Origin of the sequence: Robertmurraya massiliosenegalensis JC6 (assembly GCF_000311725.1) — a bacterium.
Taxonomy (GTDB): domain Bacteria; phylum Bacillota; class Bacilli; order Bacillales; family Cytobacillaceae; genus Robertmurraya; species Robertmurraya massiliosenegalensis.
Window position 1 is genome coordinate 78,749 of the sequence record NZ_HE978519.1, and the last position, 15,156, is coordinate 93,904.

A 15,156-nucleotide genomic window follows, 5' to 3' on the forward strand; every position below is an offset into this window, starting at 1 on the left:
TCAGATATAGCTTAATGCGAGAGGGCTTCCCTCCTTTATTTATTCGTTTAGTTTATGGATATATTTTCTACTTCTATTGCTAATCTATTAACCTAGTTTCGGTAGCGATCCCACAATGTGATTGCAAAATTTATTATCACAGCACCAAACAGAAAGAAAATAAATAGTGCTCCTGCCATTTTTTTAACGACTAGATTGACCGTTAAAGCATTAACAGGCTGAGTGATATAGATTAATGCCAATGTTACCAGTGAAATTACTGAAACTACATTTATTATTACTAATAGGAAATTAGTTTGTTTCATTTTTATACCCCTCTCTTGTTTTTAGAATGTATTGACTATGCAAATCATTTTTTTAGAATGAAATTTATCAAATTGCAGAGGACATTATACATATCGTTTTCTGGAATATAAACATCTTGATCATGTTTGAAAGGGAAACTAAATACCCCATCCTTTATAACGCCTGGAATAGAGCCATAGCTCCTTTCTTCACTTATAAATAAATGATAAGTGTCCCATGTTATCAATCGCTTATCCAATAAACTATCTACTATGGGTAAGCAGTCGAACTGTTCACCGTTTTTGATGGTATGACCTTCTAATTGAGAGATTTTATTTAGAGCTTCTTCAACAAGGTTCATATGAATTACTCACTCCTTATCCCAATTTATTTTAGATTGAAAATTCCTTTTTCCGAGAAGACACGCACAATTGACTTAGGTTTAAAAGTCGTTACTTCTTCTTCTTTTCCGCTTTTTGGATTAATCTGCACTTTTTGCTCTTGAACACGTTTAGAAACACCTACAAGTAAGTGATCTCCCATATTTTCGGGCAATGTTCCTGAAGCTATTGCAGTTGCAATGTGTGTGATTTTTAAAGGCATCGCAGGGTTTATCTGCTTTCCAGTGGTAATATTCAAGTCTTTGATTTTATCCGCTACTTTTTCGTAAAACTTATTAGCAGATTGTAGAGAAAGTAATATATCATCTTCCTCTACTTTCATTGATTGAAACAATGCCACAGGTTTTTCGTTCTTTGGAATGGTATAGAAATTCATATCCCAATCAGCAATATCTAAGGAAGGTAGTGCTTCTTTCCCAAGAAAAGAGAAATTATATAACTCTTTTTCTATTGCCACTTGGTATTGTCTTTCTTTTTCACTCCTTAAACCCTTTCTACGCCTAACTCCATAAACAATAACTTGTTTATATGAATCATAGTTAGCGTCAGTAAATCGGTAGACTTTTATATCTACAAACCTACTAGCAAGGATTTTAGCAACATCTTTTAAAATGTACTGAGGAAGGTTAAAAATCAAAACTCCTCCCGATTGAAGATAGTCGCTAGTCAAATCTCTTAAGAAAGTTAGTTCCATCCGTTCCCCATTCATGTGCATAAAAGGAGGGTTGAGGTACATAGCACTAAAGGCATCATGAGACATACGAGTTTCTTCATATCCACACTTTGCTACATGGTCATTAATACTTTCAGCATGAGCTCCACGAGATTTTTCAATCTCAATTCCGTAACTTGTTGGATTAGCCCCTTTAGCTGTCATATCTTCTTTCCATTGTTTAAGTGCTAAACCTTTTCCGCAACAAGGATCTAATAGTGTAATTGATTCTCCTTTTTTACAGGATAATCGTTTTAATATTAAGTCCATTTCCTCTGTCGAAGTAGGATAAAAACCGCCTTTTGCTTCACTTTCGATTCTTGCCATATAAAACCATCTCCTTTTTAGTTTGCTATTTTCAGAGGTTTGACATTGCAAGTTCCACCGATGATGGAAATAGCTATAATTTCCTCGATATAGAAAAGTACAGAACCCTGGAAAATTAATGTAGAGTCATCGACTGGTTCCGTAACAACAAGATTTCTAAGCGATATATAATCAGTTGTAATTGCTTCGACAGTTCCAACTAATACCCCGAAATCTTTTACGGATAGTTCTACCAAATCTTTTACATCTATATCAATTTCTTGTTGTTTTTGGATTAAAATTTTCACTTATAACTCTCCTTTATAAAAATAAATGTTCATTTATTTTTAATTTTGTGATATTCATTTAGAGCCATATAGATAGCCATTGAGATTCCTCTACCCTTTGTATAGACAATAGGCTTGTTTAACTCCTTTGCTAAACTTCTAGCAGTATTCATACTGTTATGATTAAGAGCATCAACCATTACAGTCACAACGTCAGCCCTATTTATTAGACTTCTGTACTTTGATGTCCTTTGACTCATTTTTCCGTTATGGAATAAAATTTCAATGTCTTGTTTCTTGGCATATTTTTTAATAGAGGATTCCTGTGAACCGCCGATAATCGCAAGTGTACACATGAGTAATCCCCTCCCTTCTCCTTTTTTAGATCGCTAATTGCGATTTATGATTATTTAATCTATTCAGTCTCTCTATTTCAGACGCTATGACTGACATAGCTTCAGGCGTACTGGTTTCTTCAAATACTCTAAAGAAATCCCATCCTGGTGGATAAACAATCGTGTAATTTCCGTTTAAATTAGTCCAAGTTCCCCCTGTATAAGTGAGAATCAGACTAATATCTTTTAGTTCCGTAGCTTCACATAAGGCCGCCAATACCAATCGGGTAGGTATAATCACTTTGATTTCTGGGCGATAGCTATGTGTGGGTAATCCACAGAAAAAAGCGTGTTTTTCAAAGTAACTCTTCATTTCGTTATAGTCTTTAATCAAACTAATTTCTTCTGAAGCTACTTTAATAACAGCTTTTTCAAGTTTCTCTGAAAATCGGGAAATCTTTGAACCTCTTACCTCTTCATTATTCATAAAGTAATCAAGAGCTTTTTGTTCTTGAACCAGTCTTTGAGCAAAGCTATCAAAAGCTTTTTTGTTTAATTCCCAAAACTGGAATTGTAAATCTCTAGTTGCAAATTCAAAATGGGGATGCCATCTACAGCCTAGTGCCTTTTGGTAATTCCCATTTAGATATGCTTCTTCAGCTTCTTCGACAATTGATTCAATCGCTTCATCTGGCGTGTGCCAATCACGTAAGTCATGTTTTAAACTCACACCCGATCGATCACCAGAATAGAATTTAATCCATTTTCTTTCCTCAAAATCAAGAAGATAAGGAATTACCTCATTTGGTAAATCAGACTTACGAATTCCCCAAATGTTCCTTTTATTTTTGAATGTTTGCTTAAGAATTTGAAAATGGTCTAGAATGTCTGTTTCGCTTTTTGGTTTAGTTTCAATGAAGTCAAACAAATCCATATATCTTGCCCAAATAAAAAAAAGGAGGATAGTCCCCCTTTTTAAATGAGGACTTCCTCCCTTCAATTTTTTAGATTGTAAAGACTGTATCTGCAACATTCTCATTATTGAAGTCGCCAGCCCTTACAATTTTGTCTGAAAAAGGTTTCACGTAACGTTCTGATACATCATTACCAATAAGAACTGTTACGACATTAAAACCTTTCTCTCTTTTTCTCTTTGTAAATGCACCATCCTCACCACAATATGGTTCAAGACCATAACTATCGGAAGGATCACCATCAGTTACAAAGACAATATCAGACTTATTAAACCTTTTTTTTCTTTCGATAATACTTACTGCCTGTTTTAAAGGAGGAAGAAAATTAGTTCCACCACCCATAAACATTTTACTTAAATTAACTAAGTCAGCAGGAAGTATTTTTCCTTTTTCAAAGTAGAGATTTTCTTGTTTCGTAGCAGAAGAAAAAGCAATAAGTGCAAAGTCACGTCGTTGTTTCTTAGCAATCATCATGAGTGCTAAGGTAAAACCTTTACTCTGTTCATCCAAACCTCTCATGGAACTAGATTGGTCCAGACATAGAATAATTGGTCCTTTTCCTAACGTTTCTTTTCCTTCGGGGGCATACATCATGGTTTGATGTTCCGCATATCGTCTTAAAAAGTCCAATTTAGTTACTGGATTCTTATAAGCTGCCAATTCGGAAGGTAATAGCCTTTCTACATCAATACCAAGTGTCACTCCACTACGGTCAATCGTTTCAACATGCTTTGATTTTTGCTTTTTACGAGCAATAGCTTTAAATCTTCCTGCCCATTCTGCAATTTCACGAAGTTTTCTGTTTTTAGAAAGCATTTCAGCAAGGCTAATTTGATTGCGTAAAGGAATTTTTTGCAATTCTCCTTCACCATTACCAGCTCCACCTGCCAAAAGATTTACTAAGTCATCTTTTGCTTTATTCGTTTCACTGGTAGCTTCTTTAATAGCTTTGCTAAGTTGCTGTCCATTTTCATTTAGCGAATTTTGCATTTGTTGTTGAACTTGCTGCATAGCTTGTTCTAAACTTTGCTGAGCCTTTTCAGCCTTCATATTCGCTTTCTCTTGCTTTTTTTGAGCTTGTTTTTGCTGATTGTCATCGCCATTTTTAAGAGAATCTTGTATATCCTCTTGAGCCTGCTGTTGTTGTTGTTGGGCTTTATTCAATTCTTTCTGAGCTTTCATAGCTTCTTCTAATGCTTTTTGGAGTTCCTCATTTTCCTGTCTTTGTTTCTCTACCCAATCGTATACCTTTTCGGAGAACCGAACAGTACCGAGAGCAGAAGTCAAATCATCTAAACGAGTTGCACTCCTAGCAGTAGTAAATGATTCATCAGCCATGACTTTACTCATGAAATTATGATTAGTCTGAAACTCTTTATCATATTCATCCTCTTCGAGAAGAGAAGGTTTCATTTTATAAAGAGATGCCCACACATCATTCATTAAAGGGCCAAAGGTAGGTAATACCTCTTGCCCTTTATGTTTGATTTCTTGTAAGCGTGGAGACATATCAAGAATTTGCCCAAAACGTCTACGATCAAAACTATCAGTGTTTATAACAGATTCACGTTGAGCTTTCATAATAGTTCCTCCCTAAAAGCCTAATAGTGCATCGGCTATTTGTTTTTGAGAGGTTTCAACTTTCTTACGAACAGCTTGAATCTCTTTTTCTTTCTTAGGGTTTTCATTGGATAGCTTTGTTAACTCCATAAGCAATGATTTCATTTTTTTCGTACCCTCTAAAGCAGTATCTGATGATTGGTCTTTTTTGACTTCTTCATAGATTTCTTTTGCTTCATTTTCGATAGCTATTAACATTGTTTTCACAATATCTTGAGCGTGCTTTATTACAACTTCATGTACTTTATCCATTTGATCAACAGTTTCCCATAGACCATCTTTTAGAATTAATATATCTTCTACCTCAACGTCACTTCTACCCGCTAATAAAGCATTTGCTTTTAGAATAGATAAAGATTGTCTGAAACGTCTGTCTGATGGTCGAATACCTTCATCTTTTAATTCTTGACGAATTTTTGTGAGGGTATCAAATACAACAGGAGGAACGTTCGTCATATCTGCAAACATTTGCAAATCATCAATATCATCTAAAGTTAATTTCTCAGAAGGTTCTTTTGCTTGAGTACCTTGTAACATAGCTACAAAGTTGTTATCTTCCCCGATATATTCTACTTCAAATCGAAGTAAGAAACGGTCAAATAATGCTTCAAGCCCTTCCCCTTCTTCTGGATATTCGTTACTAGCACCTATAACGCTAATCAATGGTGTGTTAATTGGAACACCATTGTTATAAAATAAACGTTCATTTATGAGTGTTAGTAATGCGTTTAGAATAGCCGAGTTAGCTTTGAAGATTTCATCTAAGAACGAGAGGTGAGCCATAGGCATTTTGTGGTCTGTATTCCGTTTGTATACTCCTTTCTCTAATTCAGAAAGGGATACGGGACCGAATAGTTCTTCTGGAGTTGTAAAGCGACCTAACAACCATTGGAAGTAATCAATGCCCTTAATAGACTTGGCTACATCCATTGTTAAAGCCGACTTACCAGTACCAGGAGGACCAACTAGCAAACAGTGTTGTTTTGCTATAATGCTTAGAAAGATTGCCTTAATTATTTCCTCACGCTCTACATATCTACAAGACAAATATTTAACCCATTCGTTTAATTTTTGGATTGAATTATTCATTTGAAATCCCTCTCTTTTTTTAGATTATTTGAATTCCTTTTTTCTTCTATCTGGTTGTTCTGAAGCTTTATCCAGTAAGGATTGAATAGCTCCTTGAATCAATGTCTGATAGCTTTCCATTTTAGATAGTGCCTCTCCTACTATTTCACGATAATCAGCCATATCTTTTAATACTCGTTTAGCATCATTGGCTAACATCTTGAATTGTGCAGCAGGAACTTTTTCTTGTTTAGCAAGTTCTTGACAACTTTTTAGGGTGCTATCCAAGTGTTCAAGCACCTTGCGTTGTAACATATCTTGGTTTTCATCCGTTTTAATTAACGGAATCAAAAACGCTTCCCCTTTTGATAAAGAGTTTAGAAGGTTTACCAATCTACGCAATTTGTTCTCATGCTTAGCAGGAATAAAGTAAACACCACCGCTTGGCCGAACAGGAGTAGGTGACATTGTTTTTAAAATGTCATTAGCCATGTATCGAACTGCTTGTCCATTATGACAAGTCTTATAAATTTCGAATAACTTACAGGCTTCTTCACCGAGTTCTTCTGCCATAGTGCCTGGATTCACAATACCCATTGATATTTGTTCGTTATTCTTATTAAAGAGTAAAATGACTTCATTCTCTTTATAAGATAATTTTTGTCCTTTTGAATCCACAGTTTCTTCAACAATGTTTCGTTGAATAAACTGCTCGTTCGCACAAACATTCCGAACAATGTAATTTTTGTAAACTCCCTCTTGGTTCGTCTCGACTCTCTTGGTCTCAATATCTTTTGTAGCTCTACGGAAAGCATCACTTGTACGAATTTCATTAGGTAGATCCTCTTCAGTAAATCCATTTTGTAGAAGTTTTTTCCTTAATTCATTTCGATCATAATGATCTTCACCGATAGAGTACCAACAAAGATGACCAATAATTTGCTCCTTAGAACCGTTTTCGACTGCTGCAACATTTGCTAAATCCATTGTCATTTTTTAGAACACTCTCCCTTTTTGTTTTTTTTTACACAAAAAAAGAACAGATTATGAGTTCATGAAAATGAACAAATCTGCTCTTTTGGGACAACGCAAAAAAGACCTACATAATTGTACGCCTTGACGATTGCATTGCCAAATCCTATTAATTTCTTCTGTACACTAAAAACTTGCACAGTCTTTTCTTCTAGCTTTTGGGCTAGAGTTGTCTTTCTTCCAGCATGTTTAAAACAAGGGAAAATGAAAGACGCACCATCCAAAGAATGGTTTTTTACGAAGGAGCTTTCGCAACCCTTCTGTCCAACTTCATTCAGCATATATCCAAAAGGATAAAGGAAAGTACAAGGACTAGGAAATTTAAATAAAGCTATATCTACATTATAAGCAAAAAAAACTTCAGTATCAATAACTAGATTTCTTTTCATCCTTGTTCCCTCCTGTTATTTGAAAATTCTTTTGAGTGTACTTTTAAATGACCATTTATAATTAAGTTATATCCATATTCTACCACCGATAAACAAGATATTCAAGTATATAATTAAGTATTTAATAAATACATATAGTATACACAATGCATTAAGACGTATACATATTAAAATATGTGTATACACTTTGGACTTTAAAGGGTATAATGGTGATATATGAGAAGATGAAAAATTGAAAAGGGTGTGTTTTGTCGTGAATAATGAGGAAAAGGATGATGTTCTAAAAGGAAAAAAAGTAGTGATAGCAAGGAAGAAAATCACTTGTCTGATGAGGAAATGCGAGAGGAAATGAATAGAATCATTTTTAGTGATGATGATTCAACGGAACCGATCTCTTATAGAATGTCTAAGAAGGTTATTTCCTTCTTTAAAGACACCATGAAAGAAATGAATTTATCTCCTAAAGAGTTTTTTAATGTGATTGCTGCTGATGTGCAGAAGAATAAAATACTTGAACATTCATCTGGATTATCAAATGAAATGCGTAGAAACTTTGATTCAGATGTAAGGCGATTAAGAGAAGCTACTGACAGCATTATGTTCATCTTTATGAATCAGATGAAACACATAACTGTAGAGAAGGATAATTGGTTACGGGAAAAAGATACAATTTTAGATGATATTAAGAATTTACAAGGTAGTCTAAAAAATGCTAAAAATACTATTCAATCTTTAAGTGATGAACTCCATGTTAAGGAAAATGAATTAACAGAATTACAAAATGATTTAAGGGACAAGATTGCTGATAAAGAGAGCATTATTAAAGAAAAGGACCAAAGGATCTTTGATAAAGAAATAAAAATTACTGACTTAGAGAATAATATTTCTAGCCTTAAATCTTCTTTTGAAGAGGAAAAGAATAATCTTAACAAGCAAATTGTTGATTTACTCAATGATATAAAGCAATTTGAACCGATCAAGGAAGAAAAGGAAAAATTGGAAAGAGAAGTAACTGGACACAAGGATAACGTGGACAAATTAAAAGAACGCCTTGAATACTATAAGGACAAGCATCAGTCTGAAATGAGTAACTTGATTGCCAAGCATGATGTGGAGGTTAAAACTGCAATAGTGGACACAGAGAGCAAAGTACGCAAGGAACTAAATGATTCCTTGTCAGAATATCGAGATGAGAATCGTACCTTATATGAAAGAATTGATAAATTACGTGAGGATAATAGTCAATTATCAAGGGAACATATGCAGTTATTCGAAGAAAGAAAACGATTGTTAAGTGAAAACGATCGTTTAAAAAAGGAACTAGAAGAACTGAACAAAAAGAAATAGGCATCAAAAAAAGGAGTAACTAAAAGTTACTCCTTTTTTAATATCTTATTTTGAGTATGCACGAAATCTAGCTATAGTGCGAGCTTTTCTAGAGGCAAATGGGCTGACAGGTTTATACTTTAAAGTATTATCAATATCTTTGTTCAAACGTTCTCCTTCTGCTAAAAGAGTATGTGTTTGAATTAAGAGATTATCGATATCCTCATATCCTGTCTTTTTAACTTTTACGTTTGTTTTTATAGCCATTTGGATCGCCCCCTTTATTAGCGTCTATTTCTAAATTTATTGTATCATACATAATAACCATCGTACATAATCTCGCATAGAATTCCACAGTTCTTAGGTCTGAATTACTAAATCCTTCTTCGGCTTCGGATTGTAAACACAAGACCCCTACTATTTGGTCATCTACTTTTAAAGGAAATCCTAGAATAGAGCCAATAGGAGTAGTTGGAATATGAAAATCGTTGAAGCGTTCATCATTTTCTACATCTACATTATTTACAATTTCTGCTTCACTAATACTCCATATATGTCCGGCGAACCCTTGATTTATTTCGAAAAATCGTTTGGTTACAGATTCAGCATTAATTCTAATCGATTCTGCAATTTCTAGTTTATCTCCATTAACTTTAAAAAGAGAGATTGATTTATCAGCTTGGTCTTTTTCAAGAATTGTAACGCACTCAGATAATATTTCTTTTAACATCTTTTTATAAAGTTGCTCGGGCTGTTCTTTATTTAAGTAATTATATGAACGTATCAGCCTATTTGCATTATCGTTATGACGTAGCAATACTCTTAATTTTGTTACATAATTATTGATATGTTCGCTTAGATCTTTAACAAGATTACGAGAATATTCAAGATTTAATCTTACTTTTCTATATTCAGAATAAAGTCTTTGATATTCTCTTTGTAATCTTAAAGGTCCTTTTTGAAATTTTGCATCGTAGAAAATATTAGGAAAGCCTGTTACAGAAGTTCCGATTTCAACATTTTCATTAGATCTCCAATGATCCCCCAAGTTTTTAGTAATCCTAAAAATGAAGTAAATCACTGAAACGAATGTAATGATTTTCATGGCAGAAATATTTTCAATGCTAGTTAAAGCTTTAACACTTCTAACAATTCCCTCTGTTAGTCCAAATATGATTACCAGGACTAATGTAAGAGATAAAGCATAACAACCTATCCATTTCCCTATCGAGTATTTTGGTATATTTAAAATGTCTTCTGATTCTAACTCTGATTGGTTTTGTTCTAAATTAGTATTCATTCTATTAACCTCCTTTTTAATAAACATTTCAACTACGTAAATATAGGAGCTCACAAGATAGTCAGCTCCTATATTACATACTTTATTTGTTGAAATCTATTGTTTATCCTGCTCTCCAAAATTAATGTCCATTTTCATCGTATTGCGACATTATTCAACTTTCGACAAATCCTTTTCAAAACTAATTTTGCTAACTATTTCAGTAAGAGAATTAGATAACTTCACAATACACTCATTACAAACAAAAGTCGTTCCGTAAAAATAGGAAATTTTATACCCTTCTTTTTCACTTGCACATTCACAACATTCAATTTTCCCTTTAGTTTTTTTGATTTCCACCTTAATCACTCCTTTGTTCGCAATATGTTCGTGGTGTGCATTAAATATCCGCCAAATCGCGTATGATTGCATCTACATGCCAGATAACAAAAATATCTCGATTAGAATGGCTACTCCTGTTATCCCACTTATGGATCTCTAAAGAAGGGAATCGATTCTTTAACATTTTAGTTAATAAAGTACGGTTGTTTTGATTGTCAATCAAATCTAGTTTTTCGCTACGAGACTTTTCGAAATCAGCAAAATCAAAACCCATATCTCTTAAATGCTGAATATGTTCTTCACGATTTCTTTTATCAGAAACAGGAGTTTTGCTGTACATTCCGTAATGATCTAACATAAAACAAAATTCCAATCTTAAGTTACCGTAAGGAGTAAATCTCTCTTCACTGACATGATTGAAGCCCTCTGTATTCCACCACTTGCTTACTTTATCTCTAAGAAATTCGAGTTGCTCACCTAATCCATCAATCGTTCTACTAGAACCTAGCTTTTCCTCTAGCTCACGAATCCTTTGATTTGCTCTCCTGATTTCCACATAACGTTCTTCTTTTTCTTCTAGTAAATGAGATTTATAATTTAATACTTTTGCTGCTTCACTAAAATAATTTTCAATTAACGAAGGGAGAGTCTTAGCCATTTCTTCTGTTAAAGATTCTTTCTTAACCCATTCATGTAATTGTCCGTTTGCAAAATGAATATCTTTCAACGCTTTTAATAAGACTGCCTTTTCATCCTCACTAAATACAACTACATTTTCTTTCATACCATCAAACACCCTTTCTGTCGTTTCATCTTTCCCTTTAACGTTTCTTTGAGAATAAATCTTCTATAGTTTCACCAAACAGAGAAGCAATCTTTATTCCTTCCTCTATTGTGAAACGACTAATCTCTTTTTCTTTTCTACTATAAGTAGATATGGTTATTCCTAACAAATCAGCCATATCATTTTGAGTTAATCCATGTTTTTTACGAATTGTTCTAATATCCATAGATTGTTTAGTAGAATCTATTTTATTAGTTAATTTCTCAACTTTTCTCTTACTATTTTTAATAGAAGAATCAACAGCTTGTCTTGAAACTTTAAGAATACTAGCTATTTCTCCTAAGCTTTTTCCTGTTTTTCTTAACTTAACAATCTTTCTTTGTTTAGATGTCAATAAGTGTAAATAATCATCTAAAAGTGATACAGTACGTTGTCTGTTTTCGATTGTTTTTTGGCGATTTTTTTCTTGTTTTTTTTCTTTTTTACAAGAGGGACAAATTTGATCAGTGGCAATTGTTTTTTGACCGCATTCTAAGCAATTGACACCTTTTGCCTCTAGCCCTGTCAAATTTTTTTTATACAAAAGACTCAATGCTTCTGAAGACGTTGCCCATTGTAAATTTTTCAAGGAAAGATTGTTTTTATTACTATCTTTAAAAATAACCAGACGTTTATTTTCAGGGTTAGGAATAAATGCTTTCGCTAATAATTTGTGAACATAAAAGTATCGTTGTTGTCCATTAATGGTTGTGCTAACTGTTTTATATCCATTAATTTTATTAAATTTGCATTCAATTTTTCCTTTTTTATTTATCCTGAATATCCTACCATTCTTAAAGACTTGGAATAATCCATTTTCTACTATTGCGGATGGAATATTTTCAAGTTCTTTAGGTATCTGTATTTTTGGGGATGAGAGAATCTCTTTTTTTCTTTCTGGACTTTTTGACAGCTTTTTTTGTTTGTTTCTCTCCTTAATCAAGCAACCACAGCTTTTTTTATTGCCAGATCGTAGGTGTATAGTTGAGGCTTCTGTTTTATTGCTACACTCACATAAACACAACCAGATTTTCCCTTTTTTAGGATCTCTTTTACCTGTATCCTTTAAAACCGTTAGTTTTTCAAAGGTTTGTCCAACAAGGTTATATCCTGCGTTGTTTCCCATTTTAATTATCTCTCCCTTTAGCTTTATTTTTTGAAAAGAAGCCCATCATGACTGAAAAAGTCTCCTGAGGGCTTCCAACTTTTTGGTGAGTTCTTACAGGTAAAATAAGTTGCAACAAATCAGCTTTACTGTTAATAAAGCTATATGATGAACTTGCATACCATTAGTATTTTTTATTGTTTTAGGGCCGTTTGGCAAGGTTACGTTGATTACGATATAAGTAACTCTTGAGTTTAGATAATAACGGTATAAAATAGCGTTTTTTTGTTATTTTTTTGACTATTTCTATATGGTTGCTATAACTTGATACAATTTCAGAAATTTGATTTATTAGTTCTTGATTTTTTGCCTTTAAAGAAGAGTTATCTTTTTTAAGGTTTTCGTTTTCTTTTTTTAATTTTTCATTTTCTTTTTTAAGGTTGTATAGAAGCAACTTTTGGGCTATAGATTCAGTGATTGATAAAAGTTCTGAGATAGTTATAGTTTTCCCATAAGATTCATACCAACTTTTCCCCCAATTCTCACCGTCAATTTCTTTTACTTCAAATGAAACGAGGTTCGTTGCAGAATTAAAACACACTTTTATATCACCTTGCCCCCATGTATTTAGCTCCTGTTTTTGATTAATTAATAGATTTATTGTATTTTCATTTTTGACGATACTAACCTCTTTGTTGTATCTATCCTCAAATGAAATACCGTATATTCTATCAATCGCATAAAGTCGAATCGCTTCTAAATTATCCTTATTAAGTATATTTTTCAAAGTATCTCTCCCCTTTTTAGTAAGTTCTCACAGGTAAAACGATTTGCAATAAATCTGATTTCCCTTTTTCGCGTATAACGAATGGCCGCATAGCACCATTGAATTCAATCTCAATTTCATTCCCCATTGTTTTTAGTGCATCTAACATATACTTAGCACTATATGAGAGTTCGAGATCGTCTCCTTCTAGTGATATTGCAAGCAATTCATCCTTCACTTCCCCTATTTCGGGTGCTTTAGCAGTTAAATCAATAAACATGTTATCCTTATTTATTGTCATTTTAACTACTTTGTTTTTTGAACTGGCTAGTAGAACGCTAGCTCTACTTAGAGATTCTGAATATTCCGCTTTATTTAAGATCAATACTGTCTTAGATTGGGTAGGAATAAGTCTAGATGTATCAGGGTAATTCCCTTCCAGCAAACGAGTGTAGAATGTTAAATATCTATAACGGAAAATAATTTGAGTTTCTTCTAGGATAATGTCTACCTCTTCGTCAGTGTCCTCTAGAACCTTATTTAACTCAACAAGAGATTTACCTGGAACAACGACACTCACAGGTTCATTTAGTCCTTTTATGGCTACTTCTCTTCTTGATAATCGGTGACTATCGGTTGCTGTAGCGATCAATACGTCTGAATCTACTTTCCATTGAACACCAGTAAGAACAGGGCGAGATTCGCTTGTAGATACCGCAAAAACGGTCTGATGGATGAGTTCTTTTAACTTTCTAGCAGATAGTGTAATCGTGTTTTCATCATCAATGACAGGTAAGCGAGGATATTCCTCAGAGTCTAATCCATTAAGGGTAAATTTAGACTTTCCGCTTTTGATGGTTGAAACCAAATTATCCACATTGATCTGCAGATCGTCCTTTGGCAACTTTTTAATAATGTCACTAAAGAATTTACCTTGAAGAACAATCGAACCATCCTTCTCTACTTCGACTAATGTATCTCCGTTCATTTCACAAGGAATGAATGTAGTGATAGAAATGTCCCCATCACTACCAGTCAATTCAATGCCTTTGTCAGTTGAAGTCAATTTGATTCCAGTTAGAATTGGTAAAGTCGTCCTTGCTGAAACTGCCTTAGACACTTGATTGATTGCAGTTACCATAGTTTCTTTTTGAACTGAAATTTTCATAATTTCTTCTCTCCCTTAGTTTTAGTTATTTAAACGTTCATTTATTTTTAAATAAAAAAGCCTTTCTTCTTTTAATCGAAGAAAAGCTTTTTGATACAGCATTTAGTTAAAGCTTAAAATCTGGCACAAGGAAATCTTCAAAATCTGTACTGATTTCCTTTGGTATAAACTCAGATTCAGCTATTGCTGTTTTGATCCTTTGTTCTATAATTCTTTCTAGTGTTGATGAAAGAACTATATTTTCGTTTACTGTCTCTTGTATGAGGAAATGAGGTACATTCTGAACTGAAATTTTGTATCCCATTACGTTCAATTCAAGCACCCTATTAACCGTTTCATAAGGGAACCCTTCTGTATAGGTTGCGACTGCATTACGAACCAATTTTGATAGATTTCCTCCAGCATACAAGGCAGCTTTAATTTCAGCAGACTGTAATGTCTCTGTTGTTTTAAAATCAATCTCTCTTTTATTCATGAGAATAATCCTCCTTATCACAAAAACAGACCCTTTTATCAAGATTTTTTGACCATTTCCAATCATGAGAACGTGGATCGTATACTGTTATGATATAAAGCTTATTTGTTTTGCTATCTAATGAACAGCATACATGCATCGGTCTATATGTTTTAGGTGCTACTTGTAAATGATACAGAATTGTAAACTGAATGATTCCATTCCCTTTAAAGTAGCACTCTATTGCCCAACCATTTTGTATTGCGTTTAAAACATTAGTACGAGAAAAAGCTCGATACACCTCTCTCTTACTTTCATGGTTGGTCATAAAAACCTCTGCATCCCCTTCTTCAAAAGCATCTTGGAAAGATTCAAAGTATGTTTCATACTTATTTAAACTATTTTCCACCATTCTAGCATGTTTTGAAGCTTTTTCAGAACAGCAAGAACAAGGTATATTTTCTACTGGACAAGCCAATGTAAT

At 33.5% G+C, this 15,156-nt stretch carries 20 protein-coding genes; 1 reads left to right on the forward strand and 19 read right to left on the reverse strand.

All coding sequences use genetic code 11. The features are described from left to right. Positions 1-92: 92 nt before the first annotated feature. The 10 genes from BMSHG_RS23465 to BMSHG_RS23510 all read right to left on the reverse strand — a co-directional run bounded on the left by BMSHG_RS23465 (position 93) and on the right by BMSHG_RS23510 (position 7,409). Positions 93-305 (reverse strand): hypothetical protein, encoded by a 213-nt coding sequence (locus tag BMSHG_RS23465; protein ID WP_019156905.1) that lies wholly within the window; start codon positions 303-305, stop codon positions 93-95. Between the two features lie 44 nt (positions 306-349). Further along, entirely contained in the window at positions 350-646 is a 297-nt protein-coding gene (locus tag BMSHG_RS23470; protein WP_019156906.1) for a hypothetical protein, read from the reverse strand. A gap of 26 nt (positions 647-672) precedes the next feature. Next, complete coding sequence (locus BMSHG_RS23475; protein WP_019156907.1) at positions 673-1,725, reverse strand: DUF6094 domain-containing protein; 1,053 nt, start codon at positions 1,723-1,725, stop codon at positions 673-675. Between the two features lie 17 nt (positions 1,726-1,742). After that, positions 1,743-2,012 (reverse strand): hypothetical protein, encoded by a 270-nt coding sequence (locus BMSHG_RS23480; protein WP_019156908.1) that lies wholly within the window; start codon positions 2,010-2,012, stop codon positions 1,743-1,745. A gap of 29 nt (positions 2,013-2,041) precedes the next feature. After that, positions 2,042-2,347, reverse strand: a complete 306-nt coding sequence (locus tag BMSHG_RS23485; protein WP_019156909.1) for a DUF2325 domain-containing protein — start codon at positions 2,345-2,347, stop codon at positions 2,042-2,044. A 25-nt stretch (positions 2,348-2,372) separates the two neighbouring features. Then, on the reverse strand, positions 2,373-3,260 hold the full coding sequence (locus tag BMSHG_RS23490) for a hypothetical protein (RefSeq protein ID WP_019156910.1): 888 nt from the start codon (positions 3,258-3,260) through the stop codon (positions 2,373-2,375). A gap of 70 nt (positions 3,261-3,330) precedes the next feature. Beyond that, complete coding sequence (locus BMSHG_RS23495) at positions 3,331-4,881, reverse strand: vWA domain-containing protein (protein WP_019156911.1); 1,551 nt, start codon at positions 4,879-4,881, stop codon at positions 3,331-3,333. A gap of 12 nt (positions 4,882-4,893) precedes the next feature. After that, positions 4,894-6,009, reverse strand: coding sequence for an AAA family ATPase (locus tag BMSHG_RS23500; RefSeq protein WP_019156912.1), 1,116 nt, complete (start codon positions 6,007-6,009; stop codon positions 4,894-4,896). Positions 6,010-6,033: 24 nt separating this feature from the next. Continuing rightward, positions 6,034-6,981, reverse strand: a complete 948-nt coding sequence (locus BMSHG_RS23505) for a DUF6744 family protein (RefSeq protein ID WP_019156913.1) — start codon at positions 6,979-6,981, stop codon at positions 6,034-6,036. Between the two features lie 59 nt (positions 6,982-7,040). Continuing rightward, the gene (locus tag BMSHG_RS23510; RefSeq protein ID WP_019156914.1) at positions 7,041-7,409 is read right to left on the reverse strand and encodes a hypothetical protein; all 369 of its coding nucleotides are present in this window, start codon (positions 7,407-7,409) and stop codon (positions 7,041-7,043) included. A gap of 321 nt (positions 7,410-7,730) precedes the next feature. Between BMSHG_RS23510 and BMSHG_RS23515 the strand changes: the two genes are divergently transcribed. After that, positions 7,731-8,756: a coiled-coil domain-containing protein gene (locus tag BMSHG_RS23515; RefSeq protein WP_019156915.1), complete on the forward strand. Its 1,026-nt coding sequence runs from the start codon at positions 7,731-7,733 to the stop codon at positions 8,754-8,756. A 45-nt stretch (positions 8,757-8,801) separates the two neighbouring features. On the opposite strand, the gene BMSHG_RS23520 is transcribed toward BMSHG_RS23515, so the two are convergent. The 9 genes from BMSHG_RS23520 to BMSHG_RS23565 all read right to left on the reverse strand — a co-directional run bounded on the left by BMSHG_RS23520 (position 8,802) and on the right by BMSHG_RS23565 (position 15,150). Then, positions 8,802-9,002 (reverse strand): hypothetical protein, encoded by a 201-nt coding sequence (locus BMSHG_RS23520; protein WP_019156916.1) that lies wholly within the window; start codon positions 9,000-9,002, stop codon positions 8,802-8,804. Then, on the reverse strand, positions 8,974-10,035 hold the full coding sequence (locus BMSHG_RS23525; protein WP_019156917.1) for a GAF domain-containing protein: 1,062 nt from the start codon (positions 10,033-10,035) through the stop codon (positions 8,974-8,976). Before BMSHG_RS23525 ends, BMSHG_RS23520 begins: the two co-directional genes overlap by 29 nt. Before the next feature lie 150 nt (positions 10,036-10,185). Next, positions 10,186-10,374, reverse strand: a complete 189-nt coding sequence (locus BMSHG_RS23530; protein WP_019156918.1) for a hypothetical protein — start codon at positions 10,372-10,374, stop codon at positions 10,186-10,188. 40 nt (positions 10,375-10,414) lie between these two features. Then, positions 10,415-11,140, reverse strand: a complete 726-nt coding sequence (locus BMSHG_RS23535; RefSeq protein WP_019156919.1) for a hypothetical protein — start codon at positions 11,138-11,140, stop codon at positions 10,415-10,417. A gap of 37 nt (positions 11,141-11,177) precedes the next feature. Next, positions 11,178-12,305, reverse strand: a complete 1,128-nt coding sequence (locus tag BMSHG_RS27275) for a helix-turn-helix domain-containing protein (protein ID WP_019156920.1) — start codon at positions 12,303-12,305, stop codon at positions 11,178-11,180. Between the two features lie 181 nt (positions 12,306-12,486). After that, positions 12,487-13,071 carry a hypothetical protein gene (locus tag BMSHG_RS26865; RefSeq protein ID WP_019156921.1) on the reverse strand — a complete coding sequence of 195 codons (585 nt, stop codon included), beginning with the start codon at positions 13,069-13,071 and terminating at the stop codon, positions 12,487-12,489. A 16-nt stretch (positions 13,072-13,087) separates the two neighbouring features. Then, positions 13,088-14,218: a DNA polymerase III subunit beta gene (gene dnaN, locus BMSHG_RS23555; protein WP_019156922.1), complete on the reverse strand. Its 1,131-nt coding sequence runs from the start codon at positions 14,216-14,218 to the stop codon at positions 13,088-13,090. A gap of 106 nt (positions 14,219-14,324) precedes the next feature. After that, a complete protein-coding gene (locus tag BMSHG_RS23560) occupies positions 14,325-14,693 on the reverse strand; it encodes a hypothetical protein (RefSeq protein WP_019156923.1) in 369 nt (122 codons plus the stop codon). Further along, a complete protein-coding gene (locus tag BMSHG_RS23565) occupies positions 14,686-15,150 on the reverse strand; it encodes a DUF4258 domain-containing protein (RefSeq protein ID WP_019156924.1) in 465 nt (154 codons plus the stop codon). Before BMSHG_RS23565 ends, BMSHG_RS23560 begins: the two co-directional genes overlap by 8 nt. Between the last annotated feature and the right edge of the window lie 6 nt (positions 15,151-15,156).

Bases quoted from the DNA above. Each gene is read 5' to 3' on its own strand.
- BMSHG_RS23485 (WP_019156909.1), bottom strand. From the start codon at position 2,347: ATGTGTACACTTGCGATTATCGGCGGTTCACAGGAATCCTCTATTAAA.
- BMSHG_RS23525 (WP_019156917.1), bottom strand. From the start codon at position 10,035: ATGAATACTAATTTAGAACAAAACCAATCAGAGTTAGAATCAGAAGAC.
- BMSHG_RS23475 (WP_019156907.1), bottom strand. From the start codon at position 1,725: ATGGCAAGAATCGAAAGTGAAGCAAAAGGCGGTTTTTATCCTACTTCG.
- BMSHG_RS23510 (WP_019156914.1), bottom strand. From the start codon at position 7,409: ATGAAAAGAAATCTAGTTATTGATACTGAAGTTTTTTTTGCTTATAAT.
- BMSHG_RS23470 (WP_019156906.1), bottom strand. From the start codon at position 646: ATGAACCTTGTTGAAGAAGCTCTAAATAAAATCTCTCAATTAGAAGGT.
- dnaN (WP_019156922.1), bottom strand. From the start codon at position 14,218: ATGAAAATTTCAGTTCAAAAAGAAACTATGGTAACTGCAATCAATCAA.
- BMSHG_RS27275 (WP_019156920.1), bottom strand. From the start codon at position 12,305: ATGGGAAACAACGCAGGATATAACCTTGTTGGACAAACCTTTGAAAAA.
- BMSHG_RS23505 (WP_019156913.1), bottom strand. From the start codon at position 6,981: ATGACAATGGATTTAGCAAATGTTGCAGCAGTCGAAAACGGTTCTAAG.
- BMSHG_RS23535 (WP_019156919.1), bottom strand. From the start codon at position 11,140: ATGAAAGAAAATGTAGTTGTATTTAGTGAGGATGAAAAGGCAGTCTTA.
- BMSHG_RS23490 (WP_019156910.1), bottom strand. From the start codon at position 3,260: ATGGATTTGTTTGACTTCATTGAAACTAAACCAAAAAGCGAAACAGAC.
- BMSHG_RS23465 (WP_019156905.1), bottom strand. From the start codon at position 305: ATGAAACAAACTAATTTCCTATTAGTAATAATAAATGTAGTTTCAGTA.
- BMSHG_RS23520 (WP_019156916.1), bottom strand. From the start codon at position 9,002: ATGGCTATAAAAACAAACGTAAAAGTTAAAAAGACAGGATATGAGGAT.
- BMSHG_RS23560 (WP_019156923.1), bottom strand. From the start codon at position 14,693: ATGAATAAAAGAGAGATTGATTTTAAAACAACAGAGACATTACAGTCT.
- BMSHG_RS23495 (WP_019156911.1), bottom strand. From the start codon at position 4,881: ATGAAAGCTCAACGTGAATCTGTTATAAACACTGATAGTTTTGATCGT.
- BMSHG_RS23500 (WP_019156912.1), bottom strand. From the start codon at position 6,009: ATGAATAATTCAATCCAAAAATTAAACGAATGGGTTAAATATTTGTCT.